This is a genomic window from Lacticigenium naphthae DSM 19658, from assembly GCF_000425865.1.
GTDB classification, from domain to species: domain Bacteria; phylum Bacillota; class Bacilli; order Lactobacillales; family Carnobacteriaceae_A; genus Lacticigenium; species Lacticigenium naphthae.
The window spans coordinates 24,189-41,904 of record NZ_AUEG01000007.1 but is presented as its reverse complement, the minus strand read 5'-3'; the positions used below and the strand labels follow the sequence as shown (position 1 = coordinate 41,904).

Genomic DNA, 17,716 nt, shown 5'->3' with positions numbered 1-17,716 from the left:
GATAATTGTGATTATTGAAAAAAAAATTAATGAAATATTGACTAAATATCCAATTATAAAAAAGAGTGTTAAGCGTCTTTATCAAGTGACATTTTATCTTTTATCCAATAAGGAAGAAAAAAAAGGGAATATAAATAGAGTCACACCAAACGATCAATTTGAATACTTCTTTGGATACTATGATAAGTCTCCTTGGGATAGTGACGAGAGGTATATGCTCTGCTTACGCGTTCAAGATACTTCTAAGAGTGTCGCTCCTAAGGAACCTGCCGAGTTATTATTGATCGATACGAAAAATGATAATACTTTAACTAGCTTAGGTTATACAAATGCATGGAATGTACAACAAGGATGTATGATGCAATGGTTGGGACCTAATTATAATGAAGAAATCATATACAACGATTTTATCGAGGGAGAATACAGATCTATAATTTTAAATATAGTTACTAAAGAAAAGAGAATTATTTCAAAACCAATTTATAGTATTACTGAAGATGGGAATTACGCACTATCTTTAGACTTTTCTAGATTGCATAGGCTACGTAAAGGGTACGGATATTCAAACAAAGAAGATGCTTCCAAAAATGAAAAAGTACCTACGAGTACTGCGATTTGGAAAGTGAATTTAAAAACGAACGAGGTAACAGACTTATTATCATATTCTGATTTTTATAATTTTGAAAATGATAAATCAATGTCAGATGCAGAACATAAAGTCAATCATATAATGATCAACCCTTCTGGAGATAGGTTCATGGTGTTGCATAGATGGCTAAAAGGAACAAATAAATTTACTCGCCTAGTCACTATTGATATGGATGGGAAAAAGATGTTTAATCTAAATGATGACAAAATGACTTCACATTGTTTCTGGAAAAATGATTATGAGATAATTGCATATGCTAATAAACAAGGCAAGGGATCAGGGTATTATTTGTTTAAAGATAAATCTCTAAATTATGAAGAGATTTTAACCAGTTTGAAAAATGATGGACATCCAAGCTATTCCCCTGATAAAGAATGGATTATAACGGATACCTATCCGGATAGGAAAAGGATTGCTAATATTTATCTAGCAAAAGAGAGTGGTGAAATAAATACTTTGGCACAAGTATTTGCACCGTTTAAATATGATAATGATGTTAGGTGTGATCTTCATCCTCGGTGGAATCGAAGTAGTACTGCCATTGCATTTGATTCCGTATTTGAAGGCAAGCGAAGAATGTATACAATAGAAGTGAAACCGGAAAATTTTTTGGAAAAATAAACGAGAGGTAAGATAATGATAAATATACTAGTTTATGGGATATCTACTGAAATCGGAGGAATTGAATCCTTTTTTCTTAACTTTCTTGAACACACAAAAAATGACTGTTTTAACTTTGATTTTATTCTATCAAGTAAAAACGACGTTCAATATAAACAAACTTTAGATGAAACGAATTCAAATATAATAAAAGTTACACCTTGGGGAGAAAATCCTCTTAAACATGGAAAAGAAGTCAAAAAAATAGTACAAGGAAAAAAATATGATTATATCTGGGTGAACACTACCTCTGCAAGTAATATTTCAATATTTAAAATTTCGAAAAAATATTCTAATGCCAAATTGATCATACATTCTCATGGAGCTGCTTTTGAATCGAGAAATAAAGGCATGAAATACTACTTGTTAAAATTGCTAGATAAAATCAACAAAACTAGAATTAGCCATTATGGGGACATACTTTTTGCCAGTTCTAACGATGCCGCTTTGTGGTTATTTGATACAGTAAAAAATGTTCATATTATTTATAACGGCATCGAATCCTCTAAGTATTTGTACAACCGTGTTGAACGTAATCAAATGAAAAAAGAATTAAACTTAGAGAATAAAGAGATTTTGCTAACGATGGGGAGACTCGAAGAAGTTAAAAATCATGAGTTTCTAATTGATATCATGCCCGAACTGATAAAACACAATAAAAATAGGCAACTATTGATACTTGGGCAAGGCAGTTTAGAAAATGTATTGAAAACAAAAGTGAGGGAATTAGGATTACAAGACCATATATTTTTTTTGGGATTTAAAGAAAAAATCGAGAATTATTTAGAAATTGCAGATTTGTTTTTGCTACCCTCGAAAAGTGAAGGATTATCTATAGCTACTATAGAAGCTCAAGCATCAGGTTTACAATGTGTAGTTTCTAATGCAGTGCCCAGTGAAGTAAAGGTCACTGATTCTGTTTATAGGAAGGATATATCCAGTCCTGATGAATGGATCGGTGTTATAGAATATCTTTTAGATAAAGAAGTCGATAGAATCGAGATGAATACTATTGTGAAAGATAGTGATTTCGACATTTCTAAAACTGTATCAGTTTTGAGAACAGTTTTAAAAGAGGGGGGAAATAATGCAAAATAAATTAAAAAATATTTTTTTTCTCCTTTTTCTCTTTTATATTTCTTTTCCCTTTGTTTTCAAACAAAATCATTTGCTGCAAGATCTACTATTTTTCATAGTATACTTGTTGATAATATTTACAAACTGGTCTATATTGATTAGGAAAATAAACTTTTTCAAGCCTAAAAATATGCTCATTCTAAGTTTGTTTATATTAATATCCCTTTATTCGATCATGTATCCATTTATAATGGGGACTTATGATTTATCTTTTTTTAGGGGGATATATTTTTCATCATTTCAGTTGATCATAAGTCATTTGGCTTTAGTTCTTTTATATATTAGATGGTATAAAGAAGAGGCTACGCTGGTATTGTTAGCTAAATTCTATATAGTAGCTTCTCTATTATATTTGTTTTCTACTGTATTTTTAGTATTGACTCCTGGATTGCGCTCATCCTGGCTAAGTATTTTATATATATCCGAAACGGATATTGAACATTTAGCAAAACCACAATATTATACAAGAATAGGTATAGACGGTTTTGCAGGATTTAGACAGACTTTAAGATTCTCATTAGCTGTAGTTTTAAATGTATATTTACTAATAACCCACATCTCAACAAAAGCAAAAATAAATATAGTTTTTTATTTTTCAATGTTTTTTTTACTCATTGGAACTTTATTGTACGGGAGAATAGGTAGTGTGGCATCCGTATTGGCTTTAGGAATAGCTTTCCTACTATTTTTATATTATCAAAATGGATTACATCTCTTTATAAGCTATCTGTTGGGACTTGTTTCGCTAGTATTTATATTACTTGTTGGCTCACTTTTAAGTGAAACCATAAATACTTGGTTTAACTGGGCTTTTGAAATAATAATAAATTTATTCAGAACTGGGGAAGCAACTTCTGTTTCCACAACTGCACTTTTCGAAAATATGTATTTTTTACCTACAATAAAAGAATTCTTTGTTGGTGAAGCATACTTTACAGATCCTATTACGGGTAGTTATTTTGGTTCAACAGATGTCGGTTTTCTAAGAAGTTTACTTTTTTTTGGTATTTTCCCAACACTCCTGAATTATTTCATACCACTTCTGATAATATTCTTTATGTTTAACAATCTGCTCAAAAATAATGGTAAAGCAGCTCATGTCTTATTGTTTTGTTTACTATTTTTATTTATTGTTTTTGAAATCAAGGGTGGTATATATCATTATCTTATACCCTACTTATTACCGTATTATTTTGTTACGGAATACGAGAATAATGGATTTATTAGAAAATGATAGCTATTATTTAATATAGAAAGGATCAACTATGAAATTAGGAATCGTAATTTTAAATTATTTAAATTGGGAAGATACTGTTGAGTGTATCGATTCTATCTATAATCAGACTTATGGTGACTTAGAGATAGTAGTAGTCGATAATAATTCTAAGAATCGGTCCATAGAAAACATAAAAGGAAAGATTATTGCGGACAAAAAACGAATTCCTATACATTTTTTACAATCAGATGAAAATTTAGGGTTTGCTAAAGGAAATAATCTCGGGATACATTACTGTATAAATAAATTAAATATTTCCAATGTTTTTGTGGTGAACAATGATACTATCTTCAAAGAATTCGATTATTTTGAAAAACTAGTAAAAGTTCCAATGGATAAGACTGTTGGGGCAATTGGAACGAGAATCGTTGGTAGTGACGGAAATAATCAGAATCCAATATATTTTAACCCTTCACTTAAAAGTGTTTTTAGAGAATTGATTTTTCCAATAATAGAAACATATAGGAATATAAAAAGATTTGTACAGTCAAATAGAATTGAAGGTAGAAAAGAAAAGGATAGTAAAAAAGATACCACCCAAAAAAGTGGTTATATTTTGCATGGAGCAGCTATTTTATTAACAGAAAATTATTTAAATAAAGCTACAGGTTTTTATCCAAAAACATTTTTGTATTATGAAGAGAATATATTGGGATTGATTTTCAAAAAAATGAACTTAAAAATGATTTATTTAGACGATATTGAAATTTATCATAAAGAGGACCAATCATCAACGATGAGTTTCAACAATCAGACAGATATTAAGTATAAATATGGAAGAAAAAGTGTAAAAGAAGCGCTTAAATTGTATTTCTTATCAAAGGAAAAAATACAAAAAATTATAAATCAGCAAAATTTTGCATATCGTATTGATAAGTAAGAAGTAATAATGGAAAGTAGGGAATTCTCCTCATGGTAATGAGCGATTTTAAATCAGGGATTATATACAGCGCAGTTGGAAAGTATTCAAATGTTGTAATTCAATTATTAGTTAATGCTGTGCTATCTAGAATATTAACGCCTGATGATTACGGTGTAGTAGCTATAGTTCAGATATTTTTGGTGTTTTTTACCCTCTTGGCTGATATGGGATTTGGACCCGCTATTATTCAAAACAAAACCTTAACAACAAAAGACATCAGAGTAATTTATAAGTTTTCGATTTATGTAGCAATAGTATTAGGCTTTATGTTCATGTTTTTAGGTTACCCAGTCAATATTTTTTTTGAAAATAGTGTTTACATTCCTATTTTTGTTATTTTAGGTGTTTCTGTGTTTTTCCAGGCCCTTTTAGTGGTTCCAAAATCGATACTACTAAAAGATAAAGATTTTAGAACAGTAAATGTGGTAGTTATTGCTTCCGGTATTGTAAAAGGTATTGTATCAATCATATTAGCGTTACAAAACTTCAAATACTACTCAATAATTATTGGGGCTATTGTTCAAGCAATCATTACTTATTGGTTTTATTACAAAAAGACAAAAATTTCTTCCCGAGTATCATTTTCATGGGAACCCATAAAAAAAATATGGTTGTTTTCAAGGAATCAATTTGCCTTTAATTTTATTAATTATTTTTCTCGGAATTTAGATAGTATTTTGATTGGGAAGTTTTTGGGACCTACTCAGTTAGCTTTTTATAATAAATCTTATCAAATTTCACTATATCCTAATCAATTATTGGCTGGAATAATCACTCCTGTGATTCAACCAATTATGTCTGAATATGAAAAGGAAACAAAAGTAATAGAAACAGTCTATTTACGAATCACACGTATTTTAGCTAATATTGGTATACCGGTATCCGTGTTCTCGTTTTTTGCTGCTGAAGAGATCATTTTATTCATATTTGGTAATCAATGGGTCGACAGCGTATTAACCTTTAAAATACTTGCAGTATCAATTTGGCTTCAAATGATTGCGAGTACTTCGGGGGCATTTTACCAATCTACAAATCGTACTGATCTCCTTTTATTTTCTGGAGTACAGTCCATGATATTAAATGCACTGTTTATTATTTATGGGGTATATTTAGGGAGCGTTGAAGCTGTAGGTGTGATGTTAGTAATCTCATTTAGTGCAAACTTCTTAGTGAATAATTATCTGCTAATGTATCAAGTATTTGAAACAGGATTCAAAAACTTGATTATATCTTTAACTAAACCAATAATATTAGGAATTTTTCAAATAATTATTTTCCTTATTCTTCCCGAACTTCAATATAGTATATTCATTAACTTAGTCATTAAGTTGATTGTTTTTTCAGTAGTGTTTTTATTTGGTTTAATCGTTACCGGACAGATAAAGGAAATGAAGAAATTAGTTTCTAAATGAAATAAAAAAGCAAATCAAAATGATTTGCTTTTTTACTTCAAGTATCTATTCTTCAATATTTTTTGATAAATTCTAAACAGAAAGGATAATAGACTGTGCAATTTATTTCTGTAAAACAAAACTCTCTACTGCCAATTACAGGCTTAAAAATCATTCTATTTATAGCATTGCATTTTTTGATTACATTTTTTTTGCAATTACTCCATTTCAACTTTGAAAAAGAATTAATAAGTAATTTTTTTTCGATTGAGAACACTTCTATTATATTAGCACAGACATTCATATTGATTTGGATCGGTTTGTGGCTATTCTCAATTACAAGAAGTCTTCTACTCGCAACAATCATCAACACTGTTTTTTTTCTTCTGATGGGGGTAGCAAACCAACAAAAAATCCAATACAGAAGTGAACCCTTGTATCCTTCAGATATTTATTTTCTTAAAGATATAAATTTTGTGTTAGATATGGTCGAACCAATCTATTTAGTGGCACTTATTTTAATAGTGACTTTTATCACAGGAGTTTTTATATATATATTAATGTCCAAAAACAAACGGTCAGCCGACCATAAGTATAAAATTTTTCGATTAGTATCTATTATTATTTTGACCTATGGCTTATTTTATATGAGTAATTTTAATAAACCTGGTAATGCTATCAAAGAATTTTTTTCCAATCATACTTCATGGGTCATGTTTAACCAACATTCTAATTATTCGAAAAATGGCGTAATCGTTGGGTTCTTATTTAACTTAAAGTCTCCTGCAATGCAAGAACCAGGAGGATATTCCGAGAAAAAAGTGGAAGAAATTATTAATAAGTATAAAAAACAAAGTATTGCGACTAATGAAGACAGAGTGACAAATCTTGATGATATGAATATAGTGTATGTGATGAACGAAACTTTTTCCGATCCATTATATTATGATGGTTTATCCGTAAACCAAGACCCCATCAGCGATTTTAGGAATCTTGAAAATTTTGGAAATATAAGTTGGGTGTATACCCCTGCATATGGAGGAGGCACTGCAAATGTTGAGTTTGAAGCGTTGACGGGCATATCTCTGGAACCTTTGTCTGCAAACATTACCACTCCATATATTCAATTAGCAAAAGAAATAGAAAGTTATCCCTCTATTTTGTCTTTAGTAGGTGACAAGTATGACCGATTGGCAATTCATCCATACAATACCAATTTGTATAAGAGAAAAGAAGTGTATGAAGGTCTAGGGTTTGACCAATTTCTTGACCATCATACTATGGAATACACAGAAAGAATTGAAAACAATGAATTTATCTCCGATGAATCTGCATATAAAGAGGTAATAAAAACAATTGAAGGGAATCAAAAACCATCATTTATTCATTTAGTGACTATGCAGAATCATCAGCCTTATTTGGGCAAATACGACAACTTGCTTTTTGAAGTAGAAGGGACACCAGATAATATTGAAACGGCTCATTACATGAATGATTTATACTACAGTTCTTTGGCATTGAAGGACTTCATTTCAAAGCTTGAAAATTCACCTGAAAAAACTGTGGTTTTCTTTTGGGGAGATCATTTACCGAGCTTATACGGAGATGACGTATACGGAAGCAATGGGAAAACAAAAATGCACAAAACTCCCTTGTATATGTATTCAAATTTTTCAGAGATTGGAGCAGTTCCGGATACAATTAGTCCTATTTATTTTATGAACCATATTTATAGTTTGAATAACTCTAAAGTAAGTCCATACATTCAGTTGCTAATGTCTTTAGAAGAGCATATTCCCGTTATCAGTAATGGAACATATTATAGCGAAAAAAAATCTGAATACTACAATAGACGAGAAGAGTTACCTGTTGCGGCACAGGAATTGTTAAATGATTATGATATAATATTATATGACATAACTACCGGCGCTAATTATAGTTCTAAATTAGGATTATATAACTAAAATAATTAAACTAAGTGAGGGAGATATCATAATGAATAATGAAAATATTTTAATCACAGGAGTAGCAGGATTTATAGGGTCATTTTTAGCAAAAAGACTTTTGGAGTCGGGAAATGTAGTCATAGGAGTAGATAATCTTAATGATTATTACGATACAAATTTAAAAGAAAGCCGATTGAATAATTTGCAAACGTATGATAATTTCAAATTTATTAAAAGTGATATTTCAAAAAAGGAAATCATTTTAGATGTTTTTAAGAATGAAAAGCCAACTGTTGTTATAAACTTAGCTGCTCAAGCAGGAGTAAGGTATTCTATTGTCAACCCAGATGTGTACATGGAGAGTAATGTGCAAGGCTTCTTTAATATTTTAGAAGCATGCAGAAAATACCCTGTGAAACATTTGATTTACGCATCTTCAAGCTCTGTCTATGGAAATAATAAAAATGTTCCTTTTAAAGAGGAAGATAGAGTGGATTACCCAGTATCTTTATATGCTGCGAGTAAAAAAACTAATGAAATGATGGCATACACATATAGTCACTTATACAATATTCCAACTACTGGATTACGTTTCTTTACTGTTTATGGTCCAATGGGAAGGCCGGATATGGCTTATTTTGGATTTACAGATAAGTTTTTCAATAATGAACCCATAGCAATTTATAATAATGGGGACTTTGAAAATGATTTATATAGAGACTTTACTTATGTCGACGACATTGTTGAAGGAGTTTCACGGTTAATATCATTGCCACCTTCTAGTGAAGACGGGAATGTTCCAAGTACGATTTTTAATATTGGAAATAATAACCCGGTAAAATTAATGGATTTTATAAGTACCCTAGAAAATGCATTAAGTAAATCACTAAATAGGGAAGTCACATTTCAAAAGGTATTTGAACCAATGAAGCCAGGAGACGTTCCAGCTACCTATGCATCAATTGAGAAACTTAATAAAATCACAGGATTCAAACCGCAAACTCCATTGGAGAAAGGTTTGCAGAAATTTACGGATTGGTATGTTGACTATTATAAAAAGAAATGAGAGCTATATGTACACAATAAAAAAAGTTTTCTGAGTTAAAAATAAACTCAGAAACTTTTTTTGTTGTCATACAGTAAGAGGTTTTTATAAAATAACCATTCTTCTTTAATATGCGCAATGGTAAAATAAAAATAGGAAAAAGGAGTGTGAAATATGGAGAAGAAAATCAGACAATTTATTCGATTAGTTTTTTTGAGTTTATTTTTTATTTCGTATATCAATATGGATCAGGTATATGCACAGGAAGAAGTTCTAACTAATGAACAGGTCGAAACAACCTCAGTTCTTTATGATGAAAATTGGAAAGACAATATTAATGAAATAGGTTATACATATAAAGTGGAAATTGTTTCTCCGGAACAACATGTTTTTTCGGAACCACATTTAGAAAGTAATGAAATTTCTTATCAAACTGAATGGAAAGAAGTAGCTTTTCAAGTGAAAGCAACTTTTAAAGTAGATGATGGTGCAATAGATGAATGGCTTAATATATATTTAAATGATGAAGAAATTGGATGGATCAAAGCGACAGAGACAATTACTGTCGAGGAGGAAGAATCAGCAAATTTGTTAGTGGAGGATGAAGAATCATTCGAGGTTAGCGAAAACAAAAACACTGAAGGAGACAGTATCTCTAAGACTAATGAAGTAATAGCAGATACTAATTCTTTAGCTATTGTTCAAGAAGAAAAAATAGCTGTCACAGATTCTGTGTTGGATTACGCTGTTCAAACGGATGATGGTGGTTGGGTATATAATGGTGTTCATGGTGACTTTGCGGGGACCGTTGGAAAATCCAAGCAAATTAAAGGATTGAAAACTGAAATAGATGATTCTTTGAACCTGGCTATTGAGATTTCAACTTATACTGATGGAATCGGATGGAGTGAATGGGGACATTCAGAAATCACTAATGAAAATTTAAAAATATCTGCTGTCCGTTTGAGGTTGATTGGAGAAGAATCTGAGGAATATAATCTTTTTTATCGTGTGCATTCTCAGAGTTATGGATGGCTTGATTGGGCTAATAATGAACAACCAGCAGGTGTGAAAGATTACGATAAGCATATTGAAGCGATTGATATAGACCTAGCGCATAAAGATGAAGTCGTCGAAGAGATGCAAACAACTGAACCATTTATTGTCAATGAATATCCTAAGCTTACTTATCAGTCTCATGTTCAAAAATATGGATGGATGGATATTGTACAGAATGGGACATTATCGGGGACAATCAATGAATCGAAAAGAATTGAAGCAATTCAACTAGATATAATGAACACGGATAAAGTAAACGTTCAATATTCTATTTTGAGTGAAAATAATCAATGGTCTGATTGGCATAATGAGGGGGAAATTGCGGGAAGTATCGGACAGTCTAAAAAGATCCAAGCGATTAAAATCAGATTAAGTGGTGAAGACTCAGGGGAATTTGACGTTTATTATAGAGTCCATGCACAAAAATTTGGTTGGCTTGACTGGACAAAAAATGGAGAAACAGCTGGAACAGAAGGATTTGATTATCGACTAGAAGCAATCGAAGTTTCGATTAAGAATAAAAAGGACAATTCTTTAATAAAAGGTGACAACCCTTTTAAAAAATATGTTGCTCCCTCGATAACCTATAAAACACATATTCAAAAGCTTGGCTGGTTAGAGCAAGTTGAAGAAGGAATGATGAGTGGGACTACTGGACAAGAAAAAAGAATGGAAGCTATTGAAATTTTCCAAGAGAATTTTCCAGCAAATAGTTCTATAGAATATACAGCTCATATTGAAAAAGTCGGCTGGACTGACTACTATAGTAATGGGAGTACGGCCGGGACTGTGGGATTGGCTAGAAGGCTGGAAGGGATTCAAGTCAGATTAACTGGTGAAATGTCACAAAAATATGATGTTTATTACCGAACTCATATAGAGAGTTATGGCTGGTTAGGTTGGACAAAAAACGGAATGAAGTCTGGCTCTGAAGGATTAGCTAAAAGAATAGAAGCAATTGAAGTGAAATTATTTAAAAAAGGGACAGGCCCAGAATTAGACAAAAAATCATTTGAAAGACCAGTAATTGTTTACATTGATTCAGGACATGGAGGGAACGATTCAGGGGCGACCTCAGCTGGTATCTATGAAAAAAATTTAAATTTTAGCGTTACTCAAAAAGTTGTACGCATGTTAAAAGACAAAAAAATAAATAATCGACCAATAACTATTCAACAGACTCGATTGGGTGATCAGACATATTCGTTAAAAGAGAGATCCCTAAAAGCTAATACATTAAAACCGGATATATTTTTAAGTATCCATCACAATGCCTTTAACGGTACAGTAAAAGGAATTGAAACTTACTATTACAATCAATCTGGAACTACTAACAACCCTTTAGCAAATGATTTTAATAGAATCCTAGAGAGTTCTAAATTGGCGAATGCAATTCATGCGAATGTTGTGGAATCCTCAGGAGCAAAAGCTCGTGAAGAAGATCGTGGAGTTAGACAAGCAAATTTCCATGTATTAAGAGAAACGTTGATGCCTTCTGCCTTGATAGAGTTTGGTTATATCGACAATCCTACTGAGCGTGCACGATTGGTACAAAACAGTTATCAAGAAAAATTGGCTAGAGGTTATGTTAATGGTATTTTAGAATACTTATACTGACAAAAAAGGTTGAGTTCACTCTCAACCTTTTTTTAAATAATTGACTATGTGATGTAATGATAGATATACTTTCAATAAGGTGGTTTAATTCTTTACGTTTTTAGTATGATATAATGGTTACGGTTATTTAGAAAGGAAAGTGAAATTATGAAAGGTATTGTATTAGCTGGTGGTAGTGGAACTAGATTATATCCTCTTACGAAAGCTGTATCTAAACAGTTGATGCCGATATATGATAAACCGATGATTTATTATCCTATTTCGACTTTGATGTTGGCTGGTATAAAAGAAATATTGATTATCTCAACTCCGGAGGATACACCAAGATTTGAAACACTTTTGGGTACTGGGGATGAAATCGGGGTGAAATTTTCTTACGCCGTTCAGGAGAAACCCAATGGGTTAGCTGAAGCGTTTATTATTGGAGAAGAATTCATAGGTAACGATTCAGTTTGTCTAATATTGGGTGATAACATCTATTATGGTAGTGGATTATCAAAAATGCTTCAATCCGCAGCCGAAAAACCAAAAGGAGCAACCGTCTTTGGCTATCATGTAAATGATCCAGAAAGATTTGGTGTCGTTGAATTTGATAAGACTATGAAAGCAGTATCTATCGAAGAGAAACCTGAAATACCGAAGAGTAATTACGCTGTAACAGGATTATATTTTTATGATAATGAGGTTGTTGAAATCGCAAAAAATATTAAACCTTCAAAAAGAGGGGAACTTGAAATAACAGATGTCAATCAGGAATACTTGCGTAGAGACAGGTTAGATGTTCAATTAATGGGTCGTGGATTTGCCTGGCTGGATACAGGAACTCATGAATCATTACTAGAAGCTGGTATGTTTATAGAAACAATAGAAAAAAGACAAAATTTCAAAGTGGCTTGTTTAGAAGAAATTGCATATCGTATGGGATATATATCAAAAGAAAAGTTAAACGAATTAGCTCAACCGCTAAAGAAAAGTGGGTATGGGAAGTATTTGTTAAGAATCTCAAACGAAAAATAAACGAGGAGTGTGTTATATGAAACTGATAGATACTTCCCTTCAAGATGTTGTCTTAATCGAAACGGATGTTTATGGAGACCATAGAGGTTTTTTTACAGAAAGTTACACACAAAACAAATTCGAAAAAATGGGTATAAACAATAATTTTATACAAGATAATCATTCTTTATCAAAAGAGCCCGGAGTGTTAAGAGGGATGCATTTTCAAATGCCTCCAAAGGCACAAACAAAAATGATTCGGTGTACAACTGGAGCTATTTATGATGTCATTGTTGATTTAAGAAAAGGCTCTCCTTCGTTTGAAAAATGGGAAGGCTTTATATTAAGTGAACATAATCATAGACAATTGCTCGTTCCAAAAGGATTCGCACATGGTTTTATTACTTTAACAGAAAATTGTAACGTTCAATATAAAGTAGACGAACTGTATTCCAAAGAGCATGATGCTGGGATTGCCTTTGATGATGCGGATATAGGGATCATATGGCCAATGAATTTAAATAGTGTCATATTGTCCGAAAAGGATAAACACCATCCAAAATTGAGTGAAATCAATAATCCATTTGTATGGAAGGAAGAAGAAAAATGAATATTTTAGTTACAGGTGGTGCCGGTTTTATAGGGAGTAATTTTGTTCATTATATGCTGAGAAATCATCCGGATGATAAAATCATAAATTTAGATTTATTGACGTATGCTGGAAATATTCATAATCTAGATGATTTACAGAATAATTCCCAACATATTTTTGTTCAGGGAAATATTACAAATACTGAATTAGTCAGTTATTTAATCAAAGAATATACCATCACTCATGTTGTCAATTTTGCAGCTGAATCACATGTAGACAGAAGTATAACGAATCCTGAAATTTTTGTTGAAACAAATGTAAAAGGAACGTTAGCTTTACTGAATGTGGCGAAAGAATACGGCGTTCATAAATATTTACAAGTTTCGACAGACGAAGTATATGGTTCATTAGGTGAAGAAGGCTATTTCACAGAGGAGACTCCGTTAGCCCCCAATAGCCCTTATTCGGCCAGCAAAGCAAGTGCAGACTTGCTGGTGCGTTCCTACTACGAAACATATGGAATGAATGTCAACATAACTAGATGTTCTAATAACTATGGTCCCTACCACTTTCCTGAAAAATTAATCCCACTCATGATCACTAATGCAATGGAGGGGAAAAACTTACCTATTTATGGAGATGGAAAAAATATACGCGATTGGCTCCACGTGGAAGATCATTGTCAAGCAATCGACCTGGTCCTTAAAAATGGTCGAAAGGGAGAAGTGTATAACGTAGGTGGACATAATGAGAGAACGAATAATGAAATTGTTCATACGATAGTAAATAAACTGAATGTTTCAAAAGATTTAATTGCGTATGTAGAAGATAGACTAGGCCATGATAAACGTTATGCAATTGATCCTACGAAACTTGAAAATGAGTTAGGATGGAAGCCAGTATATACATTTGACACAGGGATCAATGACACAATAGAATGGTATAAAGAAAATGTAGAATGGTGGAAACCGTTGAAAGAAAAAGCAAAGTTGTGAGGAACAATGAGAAAAGACACTGCCATCTTTTCTCATTATTCTATTTTTAAAAAAGGAGTTGTGTAAAATGAAAATCATGATTACGGGTGCAAATGGTCAACTTGGACAAGAATTGCAACAATTGTTAGATGAAATGGAATTAGAATACTTTGGCTGTGACTCTGATGAAATGGATATTACAGATTCTTCAAAAGTCAGCGCAGTATTTAACGAAGTTCAGCCGACTATTGTTTTTCATTGTGCCGCTTATACAGCTGTCGATAACGCAGAAGATGACGGGAAAGAGCTGAATTATAAAGTTAACGTTTTGGGAACTGAAAATATAGCAAAGGCCTGTAAAAAAAGGCAAGCCAAAATGGTTTATATAAGTACTGATTATGTTTTTAATGGGAAAAACGAAAATGAATATTTAACTTCAGACACTCCTGATCCAATCAACGAGTATGGAAAAGCGAAATTAAAAGGAGAAGAAATGGTGCAAAAACACCTTTCAATGTATTATATCGTTCGTACGTCTTGGGTATTTGGTCAATACGGAAAAAACTTTGTATATACCATGTTGAAATTGTCCGAAACAAAGTCAGAACTAGCAGTTATAAACAATCAGTATGGGAGACCTACTTGGACAAGAACTTTAGCTGAATTCATGATCTATCTGATTGAAAAAGAAGTACCATATGGTATTTATCATCTTTCAAACGATGGCGAATGTAGTTGGTATGAATTTTCCAAAGAAATTTTAAAAGACAAAGAGATTACAATCGATCCAGTAACGAGTGAAGAATATCCACAAAAAGCACAAAGGCCACAACATTCCATATTAAGTTTAGAGAAAACTAAAAAAACAGGCTTTGAAATCCCTACCTGGCAACAAGCTTTGGCGTCTTTTAAAACGATAATAGAAAACAAATCGTAAAAATCGAAGAATAATTATGAGAATGGAGTTTTTAAGTAATGATGAGAAATAAATTATTCAAAAAATTAGTCGTACTAACATTTGTGGCGACTAATTTTATTCCAAGTGCTGTTATGGCAGTTGAATCTCAGGAATATCAAAATACTGAAGAGGAATTTAAAGAACCAGTTGAAGAAAAAACAGTAATAGATGCAGAAGAATCTGTAAATAGTGAAGAAGAAACAATCCAAGATGGTGCCATTATTTCTGATGATCTTTCAAATACCAGTCAAGACGCTGTTATTGAAAAAGACAGTACATATGAAGTAATCGAAGAAACAAATTCAGACGACGTATCGAAGTCAATAGATGCTGTAGTAGAAGAGAAGCCCCAAGATACAATCTCCGAGGATAACTCAACTGAATCACAAATTAATACGAGTGATTTAGCTGAGATAGAGAATACTGCTCAATCGAACCCTATTTACCCAGAGGTTTATTCGGTAGAAGAAAATAGGAAAAAGGCAATGGATATCATGGAAGAAGACGGGCAACAATCTGTGATGATGTTTAGAATGGCGAGTATCTCCCCAACACAGTCTTTCCTTGATCAATTTGCTCCTTTAGCAAAAAAATATGCTACACAATATAATTTATATCCTTCGGTTATGCTTGCCCAAGCTATTCTAGAGTCAGGCTGGGGAAACAGTTCATTATCCCAACCGCCTTATCACCAAATGTTCGGGATAAAAGCTAGTGGAGATTTTTCAGGGGATTATATTACAGTTCCCACTCAAGAATGGATTGTTGATAAAACGCATCCAGAAGGCGGATATTATATTACAATTATGGATGAATTTAGAGTATATCCATCGTATGACGAAGCTTTTCTGGATCAGGCAAATTTTTTACAAAAAACAAGATATAAAAATGTCAATATGAGTGCTTCACCAACATATCGTCATGCTACGCAAGCTTTAAAAGATGCGGGATATGCAACAGATCCGAATTATCCTCATAAACTGAATGCAATAATTTCAAGATATAAATTATATCAATATGACCCAACACCAACTTTGAATTATCAGAGCCATGTTCAAAGAGTGGGGGATCAAAAAAATGTTCAAGACGGGCAACTAAGCGGGACTGTAGGAGAATCAAGGAGAATCGAAGCAATTCAATTCAATATCAAAGGAATTCCTGAGTTGGGAATCCAGTATGCAGGGTTTGTCGAATCACAAGGATGGACTGACTGGATGGGCAACGGCACATGGATAGGAACCAAAGGGAAAAATCAGAGAATCGAATCTGTTAAAATGAAACTGACCGGGAGTAAATCGGACTATTATGATATCTATTATAGAATACATGTTGAAAAAATTGGTTGGATGGATTGGGCCAAAAATGGTGAAATAACCGGAACCGAATTATTCGATTATAGAATTGAAGCGATTGAAGCTAAATTAGTTCCAAAAATTTCTTATGCCATGTACAATTCCAAAATAGATGAAAAATGGAGCAGCGATTCAATTGATGGAAAAACACTTGGAGGCGGAACTTCAGCGTTTAATTTTGAAGCATTAAAAGTAAATTTAGAAAACACAGTTGAAACAGGGAATGTTCGGTTTATTTCCCATCTTAAAGGAAGCAATTCTGATGCTTGGTTAAGCTGGCAAAATAATGGACAAGATAGCGGAATAATGAATTCTACTAGAGCAATCGATGCTATGAAAATTGTGCTAGAAGGTGAAATGGCTTATCATTTCGATGTCTATTATAGAGTGAATATCAATAATAAAGGATGGCAAGGTTGGAACAAAAATGGAACTATTGCTGGAAATATAAACAATCAGGATTATATAGTTGGAATGCAATCTAAATTAGTTCCAAAAGATTACGGGGTCTCAGGGGGAAATAAAGAAATATTTAGGAAAAATACGAGGCCAATATTATCTTATCAAACACACATTGAAACTAGTGGATGGCAAGGATGGTTTAACGAAGGGGACACTGCAGGGTCCACAGGATTGTCTAGACGATTAGAATCCATTCAAATAAAATTAGATAATCTGGCCTATTCAGGAGCTATAGAATATAAAGCACACGTTGAAAAAATAGGTTGGCAAAATTGGGTCAGGAATGGCTCATTGTCTGGAACAACGGGTGAAAGAAAAAGACTTGAAGCTATACAAATCAGATTAGTTCAAGAAGTGGCAAATGATTATGATGTTTACTACAGGGTTCATTCAGAAACATATGGGTGGCTTGACTGGGCTAAAAATGGAGAACCAGCGGGAACTGAAGGAAAGGCTAAAAGATTGGAAGCAATAGAAATCATTTTGGTAGAAAAAAATGGTGATGCACCCGGGATAGCAGTGAAACCTTTCGTGAAATAGGCCTTTAAAAAAGCATTATTATATAATATATACCTGAAAAGACGTAGAAGAGTTTTCTTGTTTAATGATTATTTAATTGCAAAAAAATTGGGGTCTATAATAAATCGTGTTGGTGAGTTCTAACGAACTTGCTTACACGA

13 protein-coding genes are annotated in these 17,716 nt (G+C 32.5%); all 13 read left to right on the top strand.

Going from position 1 to position 17,716, the window contains the following annotated elements:
- The first annotated feature begins 7 nt into the window (after positions 1-7).
- The 13 genes from H626_RS0106840 to H626_RS0106780 all read left to right on the top strand — a co-directional run bounded on the left by H626_RS0106840 (position 8) and on the right by H626_RS0106780 (position 17,576).
- On the top strand, positions 8-1,270 hold the full coding sequence (locus H626_RS0106840; protein ID WP_211221964.1) for a TolB-like translocation protein: 1,263 nt from the start codon (positions 8-10) through the stop codon (positions 1,268-1,270).
- 15 nt (positions 1,271-1,285) lie between these two features.
- The gene (locus H626_RS0106835) at positions 1,286-2,407 is read left to right on the top strand and encodes a glycosyltransferase (RefSeq protein WP_027108689.1); all 1,122 of its coding nucleotides are present in this window, start codon (positions 1,286-1,288) and stop codon (positions 2,405-2,407) included.
- The gene (locus H626_RS0106830) at positions 2,397-3,680 is read left to right on the top strand and encodes a hypothetical protein (RefSeq protein ID WP_027108688.1); all 1,284 of its coding nucleotides are present in this window, start codon (positions 2,397-2,399) and stop codon (positions 3,678-3,680) included. The genes H626_RS0106835 and H626_RS0106830 overlap by 11 nt, the downstream gene beginning before the upstream one ends.
- A gap of 31 nt (positions 3,681-3,711) precedes the next feature.
- Positions 3,712-4,602 carry a glycosyltransferase family 2 protein gene (locus tag H626_RS10860; protein ID WP_051237892.1) on the top strand — a complete coding sequence of 297 codons (891 nt, stop codon included), beginning with the start codon at positions 3,712-3,714 and terminating at the stop codon, positions 4,600-4,602.
- A gap of 32 nt (positions 4,603-4,634) precedes the next feature.
- Complete coding sequence (locus tag H626_RS0106820; protein WP_027108687.1) at positions 4,635-6,056, top strand: lipopolysaccharide biosynthesis protein; 1,422 nt, start codon at positions 4,635-4,637, stop codon at positions 6,054-6,056.
- Positions 6,057-6,151: 95 nt separating this feature from the next.
- Entirely contained in the window at positions 6,152-7,999 is a 1,848-nt protein-coding gene (locus H626_RS0106815) for an LTA synthase family protein (protein ID WP_051237891.1), read from the top strand.
- 31 nt (positions 8,000-8,030) lie between these two features.
- Positions 8,031-9,047 (top strand): GDP-mannose 4,6-dehydratase, encoded by a 1,017-nt coding sequence (locus H626_RS0106810; RefSeq protein ID WP_027108685.1) that lies wholly within the window; start codon positions 8,031-8,033, stop codon positions 9,045-9,047.
- Positions 9,048-9,200: 153 nt separating this feature from the next.
- The gene (locus H626_RS0106805) at positions 9,201-11,702 is read left to right on the top strand and encodes an N-acetylmuramoyl-L-alanine amidase (protein ID WP_027108684.1); all 2,502 of its coding nucleotides are present in this window, start codon (positions 9,201-9,203) and stop codon (positions 11,700-11,702) included.
- Positions 11,703-11,849: 147 nt separating this feature from the next.
- A complete protein-coding gene (gene rfbA / locus H626_RS0106800) occupies positions 11,850-12,719 on the top strand; it encodes a glucose-1-phosphate thymidylyltransferase RfbA (protein ID WP_027108683.1) in 870 nt (289 codons plus the stop codon).
- 16 nt (positions 12,720-12,735) lie between these two features.
- Entirely contained in the window at positions 12,736-13,308 is a 573-nt protein-coding gene (rfbC, locus tag H626_RS0106795) for a dTDP-4-dehydrorhamnose 3,5-epimerase (protein ID WP_027108682.1), read from the top strand.
- Positions 13,305-14,285, top strand: coding sequence for a dTDP-glucose 4,6-dehydratase (rfbB, locus tag H626_RS0106790; protein ID WP_027108681.1), 981 nt, complete (start codon positions 13,305-13,307; stop codon positions 14,283-14,285). Before rfbC ends, rfbB begins: the two co-directional genes overlap by 4 nt.
- A 67-nt stretch (positions 14,286-14,352) precedes the next feature.
- A complete protein-coding gene (gene rfbD, locus H626_RS0106785; protein ID WP_027108680.1) occupies positions 14,353-15,201 on the top strand; it encodes a dTDP-4-dehydrorhamnose reductase in 849 nt (282 codons plus the stop codon).
- A 38-nt stretch (positions 15,202-15,239) separates the two neighbouring features.
- Positions 15,240-17,576 carry a glucosaminidase domain-containing protein gene (locus H626_RS0106780; protein WP_027108679.1) on the top strand — a complete coding sequence of 779 codons (2,337 nt, stop codon included), beginning with the start codon at positions 15,240-15,242 and terminating at the stop codon, positions 17,574-17,576.
- The last annotated feature ends 140 nt before the right edge of the window (positions 17,577-17,716 follow it).